Below are 15,337 nucleotides of genomic sequence, written 5' to 3'. Positions count from 1 at the left end.
CATGGCGACCACTCGGCTGCCGCAGGCGCCCTCCGGGGATGGGCCGCGCGGGCTGTCGGCGCGTGTGCGTCTGGGACGGATCTTCCAGCCGGTCGCGACCGAGTTCGTGCTCATCGCAGCGGTATCGCTGTTTCTCGCCGTGTTCGGCTGGGTGATGGTGCTCTCGGCAACCAGCGCCGGCAGTGGCGAGAAGGACCTCGATACGGCGCTGAAGCAAGGACTCTTCGCCGCCGTTGGCATTCCGTTGATGTTCGTTCTCAGCCGTTTCCCCGTGGTGTTCTGGAAGCGCATGGCGTGGCCCATCCTGATCATCGCCGTCGCGTTCCAGATGCTCATCTTCACCCCGATGGGCATCCATGCCGATGGCAATACCAACTGGGTCAACCTCGGCTTCATGCAGGCGCAGCCCTCGGAGTTTCTCAAGCTCGCGACTGCGCTCTGGCTCGGATTCATCCTGGCGCGCAAGCACACCCTGCTGAATCGGTGGTCGCACTTCTTCATCCCTCTGGTGCCGGTGGTGGTTCTCGTCCTGGCGAGTGTGCTGGGAGGCGACGACCTGGGTACGGCCATGGTGATCATGATGGTCGTTCTGGGGGCGCTCTACTTCGCTGGTGTGAAGCTGCGGATCCTCATCGTTCCTGTGCTGCTCGCCGGGGCCGGGGTAGCGGCGCTCTCCATCATCAAGCCCGACCGGATCGACCGCATCACCGCGTTCCTCGACCCCACGTGCGGGGTGGACGACCGCCTGTGCTATCAACAGGTCCACGGCCTCTGGGCGCTCGCCAATGGCGGGTTCTTCGGAGTGGGACTGGGCAACTCGACGGAGAAGTACGGCTGGCTTCCGGCCAAGGAGAACGACTTCATCTTCGCGATCGTCGGGGAGGAGCTCGGACTCCTGGGGTGCATCGTGGTGCTCGTGCTGTTCGGGATCCTGACCTATGCCGTCATCAGCATGATCCGTCGCACGGATGACCTGTTCATCCGGATCGTCGCGGGGGCGGTCATCGTGTGGATCACGGGGCAGGCTCTCGTGAACATCGCCGTCGTGCTGCGCCTGGGGCCAGCGCTGGGCGTTCCGCTGCCGTTCCTCTCCCAGGGCGGCACTTCTCTGCTGTCGGTGCTGATCGCGTGCGGTGTGCTGCTGAGTTTCGCCCGGACTCTCCCGTTGCGCGGCGAAGCCGGGACACCCCGGAACGCGCGCAAGCCCCGCACGCCGGTGCAGCGTCTGGACTGACCGCGCGCGGGTTCCTCCAGCTCGCCATGGGAGGATCGGAGTATGACGACGTACCTCCTCGCCGGCGGCGGCACCGCCGGACACGTGAACCCGTTGCTCGCCGTTGCGGATGGCTTGCGGGCGCGCGATCCACGGGCCGAGGTGCTGGTGCTGGGGACGAAAGAGGGGCTGGAGTCCCGACTCGTCCCTGAGCGCGGATATGAGCTCCTGATCGTCGACAAGGTGCCGTTTCCGCGCCGCCCCAACGGTGCCGCGGTGAAGTTCCCCGCGCGATTCCGGCGCGCTGTCGCGCAGGTGCGGACCCACATCCGTGAGCACGGTGTCGACGTCGTGGTGGGGTTCGGCGGCTATGCCTCAGCCCCCGCCTACGTCGCCGCGCGACGCGCGGGTGTGCCGTTCGTCGTGCACGAGGCGAACGCCAAGCCCGGCCTCGCGAACGTGCTGGGAGCGCGTCGAGCGGCCGGCGTCGGTGTCGCGTTCGAGGGCACACCGCTCAAGCGCGGCGCCCTCGTCGGCATGCCACTACGTCGCGAGGTAGTGGAGCTGGATCGTGTCGCCGCTCGCGCTCAGGCGGCGGAGTTCTTCGGCCTCGATCCGGACAAGCCGACCCTGCTGGTCTTCGGCGGATCGCTGGGAGCCCTTCAGCTGAACACCGCGATCGAAGGTGCCTGGCAGTCGGTCCTGGATGCCGGGTGGCAGCTGCTCCACGCCACGGGCGAGGGGAAGACGTTCGACGACCCCCATGCTCCCGGCTACGTGCTTGTTCCCTATCTCGACCGCATGGATCTCGCTTTTGCCCTCGCCGACTTCATCGTGTCGCGCTCGGGCGCGGCCACTGTGAGCGAGGTGAGCGCCCTGGGCATCCCCGCTGCGTACGTGCCCTATGCAGTCGGCAACGGCGAGCAGCGCCTCAACGCAGCGTCGGCCGTCTCCGCCGGCGCCGCCATCCTGATCGAGAACGCCGAGTTCACCCCGGAGGCGGTGCGGTCGCGCATCGTGCCGCTGCTGCAGGACGAGGCAGCACGGGCGCGTATGGTGGCCGCTGCCGAGATGGTGGGCACCCGCTCGGGGACCGAGAACGTCATCGAACTGATCGACGCCGCGCTCGCTCCCTGACTCAGAGGTGGAGCGCGCGCTTGACCAGCTCAAGCGCGTCCCCGGGATCCAGACGCAGCGCCCGCACCTGTGATGCGAAGCCGGCGGCGGCATCTTGGGCCTGTTGCATCCGGACATCGCCCTGAGCACGGACGAATGTGCCGTTGCGTCCGCGGGTCTCGATGAATCCCGCGGTCTCCAGCTCGCGATACGCGCGCGCGACCGTTCCCGGCGCGATCTCCAGGTCCGCCGCCAGCCGGCGTACCGTGGGCAGCTTGTCGCCGGCGGGAAGCTCACCCGAGGCGATGGCGTCGATGATCTGCACTCGGAGCTGCTCGAAGGGGGGAGCGCTTGCGGCGGGATCGATGGTGATCATGCGGGTTGTTCTCCTGGAGCGGTCGTGGTGGGCGTGTGCTGATCGATGCGGAGGGCATACGCGGCGATGGCGAAGTTCACGCCGGCCGCGCTGAAGGTCATGCATACAGGCACGGCATCCGGGCCGAAGAGACCGGCCAGCGGGACGGCGATGATCGCTCCGATGGCGGTGATCACGATCCCAGCCTGCACCTGGCGCAGCATGAAGAGGGTCTGGGCGCGAAGCGCACGATCCCAAGCCAGCTCACTCCGGTTCTGGAGCGGCTGCGGTCGGGACAGGACGGCACGCTCCAGAAGGCGGAAGCCGAGCAGGATGGCCGCCAGCGTCGCCATGATCGTTCCGACCGCCCAGACGAGTGAGAATGCCGAGGTCACGCCCAACGTGATCGTGGCGGCAACGGCTGCGGCAACGACCACCCAGAGCAGACGATCAGGGAAGCCGGCATAAGGCGCCGGCACCGCATCCTCGATTCGGAACGATCGGGTGGGTGCCAGCCGTGGGCCGCCCGGGGCCGGGCGGAAAGTCCGGTGGGTGGCGGAGTGGATCGCAGACGCGACCGCGACCGCGGGGTAGATAAGCAACAAGAGCGCCCAACCGGCGAACATCCCCGTCGCCAGATGCTGGCCGACGCTCACCGCAACGACGATGCAGACGGCGATGGCGACCGTGGCCCAGAGGGTACTCGTGCGAACCTGACGGACGACGGCTGCGAAGGCGGCCGGAGTCAGCGGCGGCAGGGCGCGTCGGTCACCGAAGCGCTGTACCGAGCGTCGTGCTGTCCCCAGCGTCGCGAACACGGCGACCAGTGCAGCGGCACCGCAGGTGATGACGAATCCCGTCAGGTCCATCAGCCCTCCCTGTATCAACACAAAGGCTAGGCACGTCCGCCTGTCTGTGTCAACACAAACGCCGCGGGTGTGCCGTTCAGCTCGTGTGGGGAGGGGCGAATCTAGACTGGAGCGGAAATGATTCGACCCGATCTCAGCCTTCCCATCCCGGGTGACATCCGTGCCGCGCACTTCATCGGCATCGGCGGATCCGGCATGAGCGGATTGGCACGCATGTTCCTCGCCCGCGGCATTCGCGTCTCCGGATCCGACCGTGCGGACAGCCCCGGCCTTCGCGCGCTGGAAGACGCCGGTGCCAGTGTGCATGTCGGCCACGATGCCGCGAACCTCGCCGACGACGTCGACACCGTCGTGCACACGGGTGCCATCTGGCCCGAGAACCCGGAGTTCGTGCTGGCGAAGGAGCGCGGTCTCCACGTAATCCACCGGTCTCAGGCACTGCACTGGCTCATCGGTGGCCGTCGACTGGTATCCATCGCCGGAGCGCACGGGAAGACGACGTCCACCGGCATGGTGGTCACGGCGCTGCAGGCCCTGGGGGAGGACCCCGCGTTCGTCAACGGCGGCGTGATCGCGCAGCTGGGTGTCTCCAGCGGCAGCGGAGCCGATGAGCTCTTCGTGATCGAGGCCGACGAGTCTGACGGCACATTCCTGCTCTACGACACCTCCGTGGCGCTCATCACGAACGTCGACCCCGACCACCTGGACCACTACGGCTCGCGGGCCGCCTTTGACGACGCGTTCGTGCGCTTCGCGGATGAGGCGCGGGAGGCCGTCGTGATCTCCTCGGACGACGCGGGAGCGGTCGCCGTGCGTGCACGCGTCAGCCACCCCCGAGTGCTGACCTTCGGGTTCGCTGATGACGCGGACTTCCGAATCGCCGATGTCGATACGACGCAGGGTGTGGCGTTCACCATCACTCATGCCGGCGAGACCGTGTCGGTGCGGCTGGCCGTCACCGGCGCCCACAACGCCATCAACGCCACGGGTGCCGTGGCCGTTCTCGTGGCGCTCGGGCAGGAGTTCACCGCCGCAGCACGTGCGATGGAAGGCTTCCAGGGAACCGCGCGGCGCTTCGAACTCCACGACACGGTGCGCGGCGTGCGTGTGTTCGACGACTACGCGCATCATCCCACCGAGGTGGATGCGGCCCTCGCCGGGGCGCGCACGGTAGTCGGTTCAGGGCGTGTCATCGCACTGCACCAGCCTCACACGTACAGCCGCACGCAGCTCATGTTCGCCGAGTTCGCGGAGGTGCTGGAGAGCCGTGCCGACCTGACCGTGGTGCTCGACGTGTACGGCGCGCGCGAGGATCCGGTCCCCGGCGTCACCGGCGCGCTGGTGAGCGAGGCTTTCGCCGACCCGACCCACGTGCACTACGAACCGGACTGGCAGCGTGCCGCCGACTACATCGGTGAGATCGCACGCGAGGACGACATCGTCGTGACCCTCGGCTGCGGAAACGTCAACCTCATCATTCCGCAGGTGCTGGAGTCGCTCGGCCGGAACGCGGACTGAGCGTGCGTCGACCGCAGCAGCCGCCGAGACCACCGCGTCGCGAGCCGGAGCGCCCCGCAGTGCCCGACATCGATGACGCGGTCGTCGTGGTTGCACGGTCGCAGACGGACGCTCCCGCGAACCCCGACGACGTGGACACCGCCGTCGACTATGAGGACGTTCGGCGATGGGTGAGCCTCGACGATGGCGCTCCCATCTCGGCTGGGTCAGCCCCCACCTCTCAGGACGAACAACCCACGCAGGAACTCGACGATCTGGTTCCTTCATCGGATGACGAGTTCGCCGGTTTCGGAACGGGGGCCGCGCGTCGTTTCGGGCAGGCTGCGGTCGTCGAGATCGACGCCGTCCGCCACGATGCCGCAGAGTCCGAGTTCGAGTCCGAGACTGCGACCGATGAGCGGCCTCGCGGACGCTTCGGGCGCCGTGCGCGTCGCCCGGTTGTCGATGACTCGTCCGGAGGAGACCCATCCGAAAGCGCGGGTGGAGGTCGCTGGCGTGACGTCTGGCGTGCCACGCGAGCGCGTCGCCGTGCTCTGCGATCGGAGATGCGTCGCTTCACGGTGCGCAGCAGGCGACGCCGGCTCGCGTGGATCATCTCGCTCACGGTGCTCGTGGTGGTGGCCGGAGGCTCCTACGCCGCGGCGTACAGCCCGCTGTTCGCTATCGAGAAGGTGACTGTCGTCGGTGCCAGCGCCGTCGATCCCGCGGCTCTGGAGCAGTCGTTGCAGTCTCAGCTCGGCCGCCCCCTTGCCGCGATCGACACCAGCGAGGTGAAGGCCGCGCTGGTCGGCTTTCCGATGGTGGAGACCTACTCCATCGAGGCGCGCCCACCCCACGAGATGGTGCTCCGGATCGTCGAGCGGACGCCGGTGGGTGTGATCGCATCGGACGCGGGATTCACGCTGGTGGATGCGGCAGGCGTCGCGCTGTCCACGACCCCCGATGTCCCCGCGGGGCAGCCCGTGATCTCGGCGACCGGCGGTGCCGGCTCGGAGGCGTTCATCGCCGCGGGTCTCGTGATCCGCTCGCTGCCCGAGACGATCCGCCCGGCGGTCACCGCTGTCTCCGCGACCACCGCGCAGGATGTCACGCTGACCCTCGCCGACTCGGGTGTGACCGTCATCTGGGGCAGCAGCGACAAGTCGGTCGAGAAGGCGCAGGTGCTGACGGCCGCCATGACGGCAAGCCCTCCGGGTCCGGTGTCGACGTACGACGTCTCCACGCCCAGCGCCGTCGTGGTTCGCTGACGTTTTCGCACTGGCGGGTGCCGGGTTGCGACCTGCGACGCATCCATGAACGGGCGTTCGATACGTGGCTCGGCGGTCATCAACTCGCGCCACCGCCGGCGGGTTGTCTACGCGCGTGTTGCAGGCGTTCTGGCCGACACGCGGCGTGGCATCGCGGCAACAGGGGCCCCGGGCGCATACCGTCAGGACTGGTAAATGTATACCCAGCAATACTTTAACCTTCTACCTGAGGGTGAAGGTTTAACCCAGGGTTCACACGACACGGAGGCCGGCATGAGCCAGAACCAGAACTACCTCGCCGTGATCAAGGTCGTCGGCGTCGGCGGTGGTGGCGTCAACGCCGTCAACCGCATGATCGACCTCGGCCTGCGCGGCGTGGAGTTCATCGCGGTCAACACCGACGCACAGGCGCTCCTGATGAGCGACGCCGACGTCAAGCTGGACGTGGGGCGCGAGCTGACCCGCGGCCTGGGTGCCGGTGCCGACCCTGAGGTGGGCCGTCGCGCCGCCGAGGACCACTCCGACGAGATCGAGGAGGCCCTGCGCGGTGCCGACATGGTCTTCGTGACCGCCGGTGAAGGTGGTGGCACCGGCACCGGTGGAGCCCCCGTCGTCGCCAAGATCGCGAAGTCGATCGGTGCACTGACCGTCGGTGTCGTCACCAAGCCGTTCTCCTTCGAGGGCCGCCGGCGTCAGCAGCAGGCCGAGCAGGGCGTCGCTCGCCTGAAGGAGGAGGTGGACACCCTCATCGTGGTGCCGAACGACCGCCTCCTGGAGATCAGCGATCGCGGCATCTCGATGATCGAGGCGTTCGCCACCGCGGACCAGGCGCTCCTCGCCGGTGTGCAGGGCATCACGGACCTCATCACCACGCCGGGTCTCATCAACGTCGACTTCGCCGACGTCAAGAGCGTCATGCAGGGCGCTGGTTCCGCCCTCATGGGAATCGGTTCTGCCCGCGGTGCTGATCGTGCCATCAAGGCCGCCGAACTCGCCGTCGAGTCGCCGCTGCTGGAGGCATCGATCGAGGGTGCGCACGGTGTCCTGCTGTCGATCCAGGGTGGCTCCAACCTCGGCATCTTCGAGATCAACGACGCGGCGCAACTGGTCAAGGAGGCCGCGCACCCCGAGGCCAACATCATCTTCGGAACGGTCATCGACGACACACTCGGCGACGAGGTCCGCGTCACGGTGATCGCCGCTGGCTTCGATGCGGGCGAGCCCACCCCCCGCCTCGAGCTGCCGACGGTCGCTCAGCGTCCGGCGGCGGAGGAGGAGAAGGCTCCGGCTGAAGAGGAGAAGAAGGCTCCGGCCGAGTCGGCACCCGCTGCTGCGACCACGGCTGCGGCCACGCCCGTCCTGCCGGACCTCGGCGGCTTCGACTCCGCGTTCGACGACAGCGACATCGACATCCCTGACTTCCTCAAGTGAGCACGCTGCAGTCACGACTCGCGGACGTCGATCAGCGGATCGACGCCGCGATTCGTGACGCCGGGCGTTCGGCGGACGAAGTCACCCGCATCGTGGTGACGAAGTTCCATCCGGCGTCTCTGGTTCGAGACCTCGCCGCACTCGGCGTCCGAGACGTGGGGGAGAACCGGCAGCAGGAGCTCACCGCCAAGCGCGCCGAGCTCACGGATCTCGACGATCTGCACTGGCACTTCATCGGACAGGCGCAGACGAACAAGGCGCGTCAGGTGCGCGCTGCGTCGTCCATCGTTCACTCCGTGGACCGGCTCCGGCTCGCTGATGCGCTGCACGCCGCGGCTCCCGCCGAAGACGACGTGCTGGAGGTGCTGGTCCAGGTCAACCTCACGGACGACCCGGGACGCGGTGGTGTTGCTCCCGCAGAGCTCGACGCCCTCACCGAGCACATCCTCTCCCTCGACTCGCTGCGTCTGCGCGGCATCATGGCGGTCGCGCCGCTGGACGAAGCACCCGCCTCTGCCTTCGCGCGTCTCGCCGGGTACGCCGAGCGGGTTCGAGCGATCGAGCCCACCGCGAGGTGGATCTCCGCGGGAATGAGCCACGACTTCGCCGAGGCCATCGCCTGCGGCGCGACACACCTGCGGATCGGTTCCGCAATCACGGGCGAGCGACCCGCCCGGGGATAACCTGCAACAAGACGAGCACAATCACGGAGGACGCGATGTCGAACCCGCTCAAGAAGACGATGGTCTACCTCGGTCTTGCCGACGAGGAAGAAGTCTACGAGGAGCCCGCTGCGGAGGCGCCCGCGCGTCAGCGTCCGCGTGAGGTCGTCCGGGAGGAAACCGTGGAAGAGTCAGGCGTCACCGCACCCGTCACCCCGCTTCGTCGTCCGGCCGTGGTGCGTCAGCCCGCTGCCGGTCCGGTCAGCGAGATCCTGACCGTGCACCCCAAGGCCTACAAGGATGTCCAGGGCATCGCGGAAAGCTTCCGTGACGGTGTTCCGGTGATCATGAACCTGTCGCAGATGTCTGACGCCGAGGCTCGTCGTCTCATCGACTTCGCGAGTGGCCTCGCCAGCGGCCTGTACGGACGAATCGAGCGCGTGACCAACAAGGTCTTCCTGCTCTCTCCGGAGAACATCGCGATCTCGGGTGACGGCGGCATCGCGCACGCCGACGCCGACGCCTTCTCGCAGTCCTGAGTTCGTAGTGGGTTTCGCGGTCTCTCTCATCGCGAAGATCATCGTCTTCGCCCTGAATCTGTACCTGCTGGCGCTGCTCGCTCGTATCGTGCTGGATCTCATTCCGAGCTTCAACAGGGACTGGCGTCCGCGAGGCTTCGGTCTCGTGCTGGCGGAGATCGTCTACACGATCACTGATCCGCCGCTGAAGTTCTTCCGACGGTTCATCCCGCCGCTGCGTCTGGGCCCCGTCGCCATCGACCTCTCCTTCACCGTCACCTTCATCCTGTGCCTGGTGCTGATCACCTTCGTCGGCGTGCTCGGGGATGTCTTGGCTGGTTGACGGGTGGGGGAGCTATGCTGAATTCTCGGAGCGAGCGTCCCACGGAATCGCACCTGGACCTTGACCTTCCTGAAGTGAAAGAGGAGCCATCATGGCATTGACCCCGGATGACGTCGTCACCAAGCAGTTCCAGCACGTCCGGTTCAAGGAGGGCTTCGACCCGGACGAGGTCGACGACTTCCTCGACGAGATCGTCGTCGAGTGGCGCAAGACCATCGAGGAGAACACCGAGCTCAAGGCGAAGCTCGCCAAGTACGAGTCCGGTGAGCTTGCTGCGGCCGCTCCGGCCGAGCCCGCTCCGGTCGCTGCTCCCGCGGTGGAGGAGCCGGCTCCCGTCGTCGAGCCGACCCCCGAGCCCGCTCCCGTCGAGGCACCGGCGGCTCAGCCCGCCGCGGCCAGCGCCGGCATCATCGAGCTCGCGCAGCGTCTGCACGACGAGCACGTCGCCGAGGGTAAGGCCCAGCGCGACCAGCTCATCTCGGACGCCCAGGCGCAGGCCGCGAAGATCGTCGCGGATGCCGAGGAGAAGAGCCGCCAGGAGATCGCGCGCCTCAACGAGGAGAGCAAGACCCTGGAAGGCCGCATCACCGAGCTCCGCGGTTTTGAGCGCGACTACCGCTCCAACCTGCGCAAGTACATCGAGGGCCAGCTGAAGGACCTCGACGCCTCTGGCAGCGCCTCCGGCACCACGCCGGTGTCCGCCGTCGGCCTCTGATCCTGAACGGATGACCGTCAGGAAGCCACTTGCTCGGGCGGCGGCCAGTGCCATCATCGCGGGTATCGCGGTGGTGGCCCTGGCCGCCGACCAGTTCACCAAGCACCTCGTCCTGCAGAACCTGCAGGAGGGGGTGTGGGTCAATGTCATCGGTGAGTTCCTCCGCTTCACGCTGACCTTCAACCCCGGTGCCGCGTTCTCGATGGGCGAGGGCGTCACCTGGATCTTCTCGCTCGCACTCGCCGCCGTCGCCGTCGCGATCATCGTCCTGATGTTCACGCGCGTGAAGTCGCGCCTGTGGGCTGTGGTGCTCGGCGCTCTGCTCGGCGGGGTACTGGGCAACCTCACCGATCGTCTCTTCCGTGCACCCGGATTCCTCGTGGGTCACGTGGTCGACTTCATCAACACTCCGTGGATGATGCCGGCCATCTACAACGTGGCCGACATGTTCATCGTGACGAGCATGATCTCAATCGCGATCATCGTGCTCGTCGGCATCCGCATGGACGGCACGCGCGAGGCGAAGCCGGAGGCGACCACGGCGACCGCAGAGGCCGCCGGCGCCGGGGTGGTGCTCGGTGCGATCGACGAGGAGGATCGCTATGAGAGTCGACGCGAACGCCGTGACCGCCTGGCCGCGCAGTCGTCATCAGAAGGGACCACGCACAGCATGACGGAGAACCGCCGCGAAGAAGCAGAAGCCGACGCTCTCGCCGAGAAGCAGGCCGCGGTCGCCGAGGAGCTGTCGGACGCCGACGCCCAAGACGTCGACGCCGCTGACGATGCGCCGGAGAGCGCCCCCGAGAACCCGGACACCCTTCCGGCCCGTCACGACGCGTGAGCGTGGAGTCGCGCTCCTTCGTCATCGACGGTGAAGCGGATGGATCGCGCGTCGACGCGGTGCTGGCACGTCTGATCGATGTGTCTCGTACCTTCGCCGCGGAGATCGCGGAATCCGGCGGGGTGTTCCTGGACGGTCGTCCGGTGGGGAAGTCGGATCGGGTGTCCGGCGGCGCGCGTCTGGACGTCGCGTGGGAGCCGAAGCGCGACCTGGAGGTCGTTCCGACGGCGGTCCCGGAACTCGGCATCATCCACGACGATGACGACATCGTCGTCGTGGACAAACCCGCGGGTGTGGCCGCACATCCCTCGCTGGGATGGGACGGACCGACGGTCGTGGGGGCGCTGGCTGCGGCCGGATTCAGCATCGCGACGTCCGGTGCACCCGAGCGTCAGGGTGTCGTGCATCGTCTCGACGCCGGAACCAGCGGGCTTATGGTCGTCGCGAAATCGGAGCATGCCTACACCCTGCTGAAGCGCGCGTTCAAAGACCGGACGGTCGAGAAGATCTACCACGCCATCGCACAGGGCTACCTCGATCCGCTGGCCGGAACCATCGATGCCCCGATCGGGCGGCACCCCGCGCACTCCTGGAAGTTCGCCGTCCGCCCCGAGGGCAAGGACTCCGTCACGCATTACGAGACGCTCGAGGCGTTCGTCGGCGCATCCCTGTTGGAGATTCACCTGGAGACCGGTCGCACGCATCAGATCCGCGTCCACATGGCGGCCATGAAACACCCCCTGGTGGGCGATCCGCTCTACGGCGGGGACCCCAAGCTTGCCGCGCGGCTCGGCCTCGGCCGGCAGTGGTTGCATGCGCATCGCCTGGCGTTCGAGCACCCCGGCAGCGGTGACTGGGTCACGTTCGAATCGCCGTATCCCGCGGACCTGCAGCACGCCCTGGACGTTCTCGCGAACCCCTGACAGCCCGGCACGCGCACCCGCGATACGACCGCTGGTGTCTGCGGTGGCGGGTAGGCTCAAAGGGTGACAAGCGACTCCTTCGTGCACCTCCACGTCCACAGCGAATACTCCATGCTGGACGGGGCGGCGCGCCTCGGAGCGATGGTCGCGGAAGCCGAGAAACAGGGCATGCCGGCCATCGCCGTCACCGACCACGGCAACACGTTCGGAGCCTTCGAGTTCTACAAGACCGCGAAGGCCGGCGGAGTGAAGCCGATCATCGGCATCGAGGCGTACGTCACCCCGGGCACCCACCGCAGCGACAAGACACGAATCCGCTGGGGCACTGCCGAGCAGCAGTCCGACGATGTCTCCGGGTCCGGTGCCTATACGCACATGACCATCTGGGCCGAGAACAACACCGGCATGCACAACCTGTTCCGGTTGAGCTCGCTCTCCAGCATCGAGGGCTACTACTTCAAGCCCCGCATGGACCGTGAGCTGCTGAACACCTACCATGAGGGCCTCATCGCCACGACCGGCTGCCCGTCGGGGGAGATCCAGACGCGTCTGCGACTGGGGCAGTACAACGAGGCGCGGGCGGCCGCCGCGGAGTTCCAGGACATCTTCGGTAAGGAGAACTACTTCGCCGAGATCATGGATCACGGCCTGGACATCGAGCGCCGGATCATGGGCGATCTGCTGAAGATCGCGAAGGACCTCAACATCCCGCTCGTCGGCACGAACGACCTGCACTACACGCACCAGCACGACGCTGACGCTCACGCAGCTCTGCTGTGCGTGCAGTCCGGCTCCACTCTCGACGACCCGAAGCGATTCAAATTCGACGGCGACGGCTACTACCTCAAGTCCGCGGCGGAGATGCGCGACCTCTTCCGGGATCACCCCGAGGCCGTCAACAGCACGCTCCTCATCGCGGAGCGCTGCAACGTGGAGTTCGACACTGAAGCCAACTACATGCCCCGATTCCCGGTGCCCGAAGGGGAGACCGAGGAGAGCTGGTTCATCAAGGAAGTCGAGAAGGGGCTGCACTACCGCTACCCGGACGGTATCCCCGACGACGTGCGCAAGCAGGCCGACTACGAGGTGGGCATCATCACCCAGATGAAGTTCCCCGGCTACTTCCTCGTGGTCGCCGACTTCATCAACTGGGCGAAGGACAACGGCATCCGCGTGGGTCCCGGACGTGGTTCCGGAGCAGGCTCCATGGCCGCGTACGCTATGCGCATCACGGACCTGGACCCCCTGCCGCACGGCCTCATCTTCGAGCGGTTCCTGAACCCCGATCGTGTGTCGATGCCCGACTTCGACGTCGACTTCGACGACCGTCGCCGCACCGAGGTGATCAACTACGTCACCGAGAAGTACGGCGATGCCCGCGTCGCGCAGATCGTCACCTACGGCACCATCAAGGCCAAGCAGGCTCTGAAGGACGCCGGTCGCGTGCTTGGCTTCCCGTTCAGCATGGGCGAGAAGCTCACCAAGGCGATGCCGCCGGCGGTGATGGGCAAGGACATGCCGCTGACCGGCATGTACGACCCGGAGCACCCCCGCTACAAGGAGGCGAGCGAGTTCCGTGCCGTCGTCGACAGCGACCCCGAGGCCAAGACGGTGTTCGACACCGCGCTGGGCATCGAGAACCTGAAGCGACAGTGGGGCGTGCACGCCGCCGGTGTGATCATGTCGTCCGATCCGCTGATCGACATCATCCCGATCATGAAGCGCGAGCAGGACGGCCAGATCGTCACGCAGTTCGACTATCCGGCATGTGAGTCCCTCGGTCTCATCAAGATGGACTTCCTGGGGCTGCGAAACCTCACGATCATCTCCGATGCGCTGGACAACATCACCGCCAACCGCGGTGAGACCCTCGATCTCGAACACCTCCCGCTCGACGACAAGGCGTCCTACGAACTCCTCGCACGCGGTGACACGCTCGGCGTCTTCCAGCTCGATGGTGGACCGATGCGCTCGCTACTGCGCCTCATGAAGCCGGACAACTTCGAAGACGTGTCCGCCGTGATCGCGCTGTACCGACCGGGCCCGATGGGTGCCAACTCGCACACCAATTACGCCCTGCGCAAGAACGGCCTGCAGCCGGTCACCCCGATCCACCCGGAGCTCGAAGAACCGCTGCGGGACATCCTGGACATCAGCTACGGTCTGATCATCTACCAGGAGCAGGTCATGGCCATCGCCCAGCGCGTGGCCGGCTTCTCGCTCGGACAGGCAGACATCCTCCGCCGCGCGATGGGCAAGAAGAAGAAGTCCGAGCTGGACAAGCAGTACGAGGGCTTCCACGACGGCATGGTGGAACGCGGCTTCGGCGAGGGGGCCATCAAGGCGCTCTGGGACATCCTGCTGCCGTTCTCGGACTACGCCTTCAACAAAGCGCACTCCGCCGCCTACGGCCTGGTGTCGTACTGGACCGCCTACCTCAAGGCGCACTATCCGGCCGAGTACATGGCTGCGCTGCTCACCAGTGTCGGCGACTCCAAGGACAAGATGGCGCTGTACCTGAACGAGTGCCGTCGCATGGGCATCAAGGTGCTGCCGCCGGACGTGTCCCAGTCCATCAAATACTTCGCCGCTGTCGGTGAAGACATCCGCTTCGGTCTCGGTGCGGTCCGCAACGTCGGATCCAACGTGGTGGACGGCATCGTCGAAGCGCGCGCGGACGGCCCCTACATCTCGTTCCACGACTTCCTCAAGCGCGTACCCGCGCACGTCGCCAACAAGCGCACCGTGGAATCCCTCATCAAGGCGGGGGCCTTCGACTCCATGGGCGACACACGTCGCGCCCTCATGGAGATCCACGAGGACGCCGTCGACGCGGCCGTGGGCGACAAGAGGAAGGCAGCAACCGGCGCGATCGGCTTCGACTTCGACAGCCTGCTCGGGGAGGACGAGACCTCCACCACGTCCTATGTGCCCGACCGGCCCGAATGGACGAAGAAGGACAAGCTGGCGTTCGAGCGCGAGATGCTCGGTCTCTACGTCTCCGATCACCCGCTCGCGGGCCTCGAGATGGCGCTCGCCAAGCATGCGTCGACCGGCATCGAGAACCTCCTCAGCAGCGAAGACGTCAACGACGGCGATCAGGTGACCGTGGCGGGTCTTGTCACCAGCGTGCAGCACCGCGTCGCGAAGGCCAGCGGAAACCCCTACGGCATGATCACTGTGGAGGACTTCTCCGGTGAGATCACGGTCATGTTCATGGGGAAGACGTACCTGGAGTTCCAGCACGCCCTGCAGCCGGATTCGATCCTCGCGGTGCGGGGTCGTGTCTCCCGTCGCGACGACGGCATGAACATTCATGCGCAGTCCGCCATGACGCCAGACGTGGGCTCGCTGGACGCCAGCTCGGAGCTCACGCTGGTCCTCTCGGAAGCACGAGCGACGGAGCGCGCGATGATGGAGCTCGCCGAGATCCTGCGGCGAAACGCGGGGGACACCGACGTGATTCTCAAGATGCACCGGGGTCGCAGCGCGAAGGTGTTCGACCTCCCGTATTCCGTCGGACTCACCGCAGAGCTGTTCGGCGAGTTGAAGTCGCTGCTCGGCCCGCAGTGCCTGGGGTGACGAC

General features: G+C 66.8%; 14 protein-coding genes. 12 read left to right on the top strand and 2 right to left on the bottom strand.

Features of this window, described 5'->3' with window-relative positions; genetic code table 11:
* Position 1 precedes the first annotated feature (1 nt).
* Both ABTV68_RS12790 and ABTV68_RS12785 read left to right on the top strand, forming a co-directional pair.
* A complete protein-coding gene (locus tag ABTV68_RS12790) occupies positions 2–1,234 on the top strand; it encodes an FtsW/RodA/SpoVE family cell cycle protein (protein WP_433674078.1) in 1,233 nt (410 codons plus the stop codon).
* 42 nt (positions 1,235–1,276) lie between these two features.
* A complete protein-coding gene (locus ABTV68_RS12785) occupies positions 1,277–2,350 on the top strand; it encodes a UDP-N-acetylglucosamine--N-acetylmuramyl-(pentapeptide) pyrophosphoryl-undecaprenol N-acetylglucosamine transferase (RefSeq protein WP_433674077.1) in 1,074 nt (357 codons plus the stop codon).
* Position 2,351: 1 nt separating this feature from the next.
* On the opposite strand, the gene ABTV68_RS12780 is transcribed toward ABTV68_RS12785, so the two are convergent.
* Positions 2,352–2,705 carry a GntR family transcriptional regulator gene (locus ABTV68_RS12780; RefSeq protein ID WP_433674075.1) on the bottom strand — a complete coding sequence of 118 codons (354 nt, stop codon included), beginning with the start codon at positions 2,703–2,705 and terminating at the stop codon, positions 2,352–2,354.
* Entirely contained in the window at positions 2,702–3,553 is an 852-nt protein-coding gene (locus tag ABTV68_RS12775) for a hypothetical protein (protein ID WP_433674074.1), read from the bottom strand. The genes ABTV68_RS12780 and ABTV68_RS12775 overlap by 4 nt, the downstream gene beginning before the upstream one ends.
* A 117-nt stretch (positions 3,554–3,670) precedes the next feature.
* Between ABTV68_RS12775 and murC the strand changes: the two genes are divergently transcribed.
* From murC to dnaE, 10 genes are all read left to right on the top strand, one after another.
* Positions 3,671–5,071 carry a UDP-N-acetylmuramate--L-alanine ligase gene (gene murC, locus ABTV68_RS12770; RefSeq protein ID WP_433674073.1) on the top strand — a complete coding sequence of 467 codons (1,401 nt, stop codon included), beginning with the start codon at positions 3,671–3,673 and terminating at the stop codon, positions 5,069–5,071.
* A 59-nt stretch (positions 5,072–5,130) separates the two neighbouring features.
* On the top strand, positions 5,131–6,318 hold the full coding sequence (locus tag ABTV68_RS12765) for an FtsQ-type POTRA domain-containing protein (protein ID WP_433674072.1): 1,188 nt from the start codon (positions 5,131–5,133) through the stop codon (positions 6,316–6,318).
* Between the two features lie 273 nt (positions 6,319–6,591).
* Complete coding sequence (ftsZ, locus tag ABTV68_RS12760; protein ID WP_433674071.1) at positions 6,592–7,749, top strand: cell division protein FtsZ; 1,158 nt, start codon at positions 6,592–6,594, stop codon at positions 7,747–7,749.
* Complete coding sequence (locus ABTV68_RS12755; protein WP_433674070.1) at positions 7,746–8,432, top strand: YggS family pyridoxal phosphate-dependent enzyme; 687 nt, start codon at positions 7,746–7,748, stop codon at positions 8,430–8,432. The genes ftsZ and ABTV68_RS12755 overlap by 4 nt, the downstream gene beginning before the upstream one ends.
* Positions 8,433–8,467: 35 nt before the next feature.
* A complete protein-coding gene (locus tag ABTV68_RS12750) occupies positions 8,468–8,950 on the top strand; it encodes a cell division protein SepF (protein WP_433674069.1) in 483 nt (160 codons plus the stop codon).
* A 7-nt stretch (positions 8,951–8,957) separates the two neighbouring features.
* Positions 8,958–9,272 (top strand): YggT family protein, encoded by a 315-nt coding sequence (locus tag ABTV68_RS12745; protein ID WP_433674068.1) that lies wholly within the window; start codon positions 8,958–8,960, stop codon positions 9,270–9,272.
* A gap of 91 nt (positions 9,273–9,363) precedes the next feature.
* Positions 9,364–9,987, top strand: a complete 624-nt coding sequence (locus ABTV68_RS12740; RefSeq protein ID WP_433674067.1) for a DivIVA domain-containing protein — start codon at positions 9,364–9,366, stop codon at positions 9,985–9,987.
* 10 nt (positions 9,988–9,997) lie between these two features.
* Positions 9,998–10,828 (top strand): signal peptidase II, encoded by an 831-nt coding sequence (gene lspA, locus ABTV68_RS12735; protein WP_433674066.1) that lies wholly within the window; start codon positions 9,998–10,000, stop codon positions 10,826–10,828.
* 2 nt (positions 10,829–10,830) lie between these two features.
* Positions 10,831–11,751: an RluA family pseudouridine synthase gene (locus ABTV68_RS12730; protein WP_433677608.1), complete on the top strand. Its 921-nt coding sequence runs from the start codon at positions 10,831–10,833 to the stop codon at positions 11,749–11,751.
* A 111-nt stretch (positions 11,752–11,862) separates the two neighbouring features.
* Positions 11,863–15,333, top strand: coding sequence for a DNA polymerase III subunit alpha (dnaE, locus tag ABTV68_RS12725; protein WP_433677607.1), 3,471 nt, complete (start codon positions 11,863–11,865; stop codon positions 15,331–15,333).
* Positions 15,334–15,337 lie beyond the last annotated feature (4 nt).

The sequence above is a fragment of the Microbacterium gorillae genome, assembly GCF_050990725.1.
Lineage (GTDB): Bacteria > Actinomycetota > Actinomycetes > Actinomycetales > Microbacteriaceae > Microbacterium > Microbacterium gorillae_A.
Note: the sequence above shows the minus strand (reverse complement) of the source record. Positions and strands in the feature narration are given on the sequence as shown.

Bases quoted from the DNA above. Each gene is read 5' to 3' on its own strand.
- murC (WP_433674073.1), top strand. From the start codon at position 3,671: ATGATTCGACCCGATCTCAGCCTTCCCATCCCGGGTGACATCCGTGCC.
- ABTV68_RS12790 (WP_433674078.1), top strand. From the start codon at position 2: ATGGCGACCACTCGGCTGCCGCAGGCGCCCTCCGGGGATGGGCCGCGC.
- ABTV68_RS12750 (WP_433674069.1), top strand. From the start codon at position 8,468: ATGTCGAACCCGCTCAAGAAGACGATGGTCTACCTCGGTCTTGCCGAC.
- ABTV68_RS12740 (WP_433674067.1), top strand. From the start codon at position 9,364: ATGGCATTGACCCCGGATGACGTCGTCACCAAGCAGTTCCAGCACGTC.
- ABTV68_RS12780 (WP_433674075.1), bottom strand. From the start codon at position 2,705: ATGATCACCATCGATCCCGCCGCAAGCGCTCCCCCCTTCGAGCAGCTC.
- dnaE (WP_433677607.1), top strand. From the start codon at position 11,863: ATGCTGGACGGGGCGGCGCGCCTCGGAGCGATGGTCGCGGAAGCCGAG.
- ABTV68_RS12785 (WP_433674077.1), top strand. From the start codon at position 1,277: ATGACGACGTACCTCCTCGCCGGCGGCGGCACCGCCGGACACGTGAAC.
- ABTV68_RS12775 (WP_433674074.1), bottom strand. From the start codon at position 3,553: ATGGACCTGACGGGATTCGTCATCACCTGCGGTGCCGCTGCACTGGTC.
- ftsZ (WP_433674071.1), top strand. From the start codon at position 6,592: ATGAGCCAGAACCAGAACTACCTCGCCGTGATCAAGGTCGTCGGCGTC.
- lspA (WP_433674066.1), top strand. From the start codon at position 9,998: ATGACCGTCAGGAAGCCACTTGCTCGGGCGGCGGCCAGTGCCATCATC.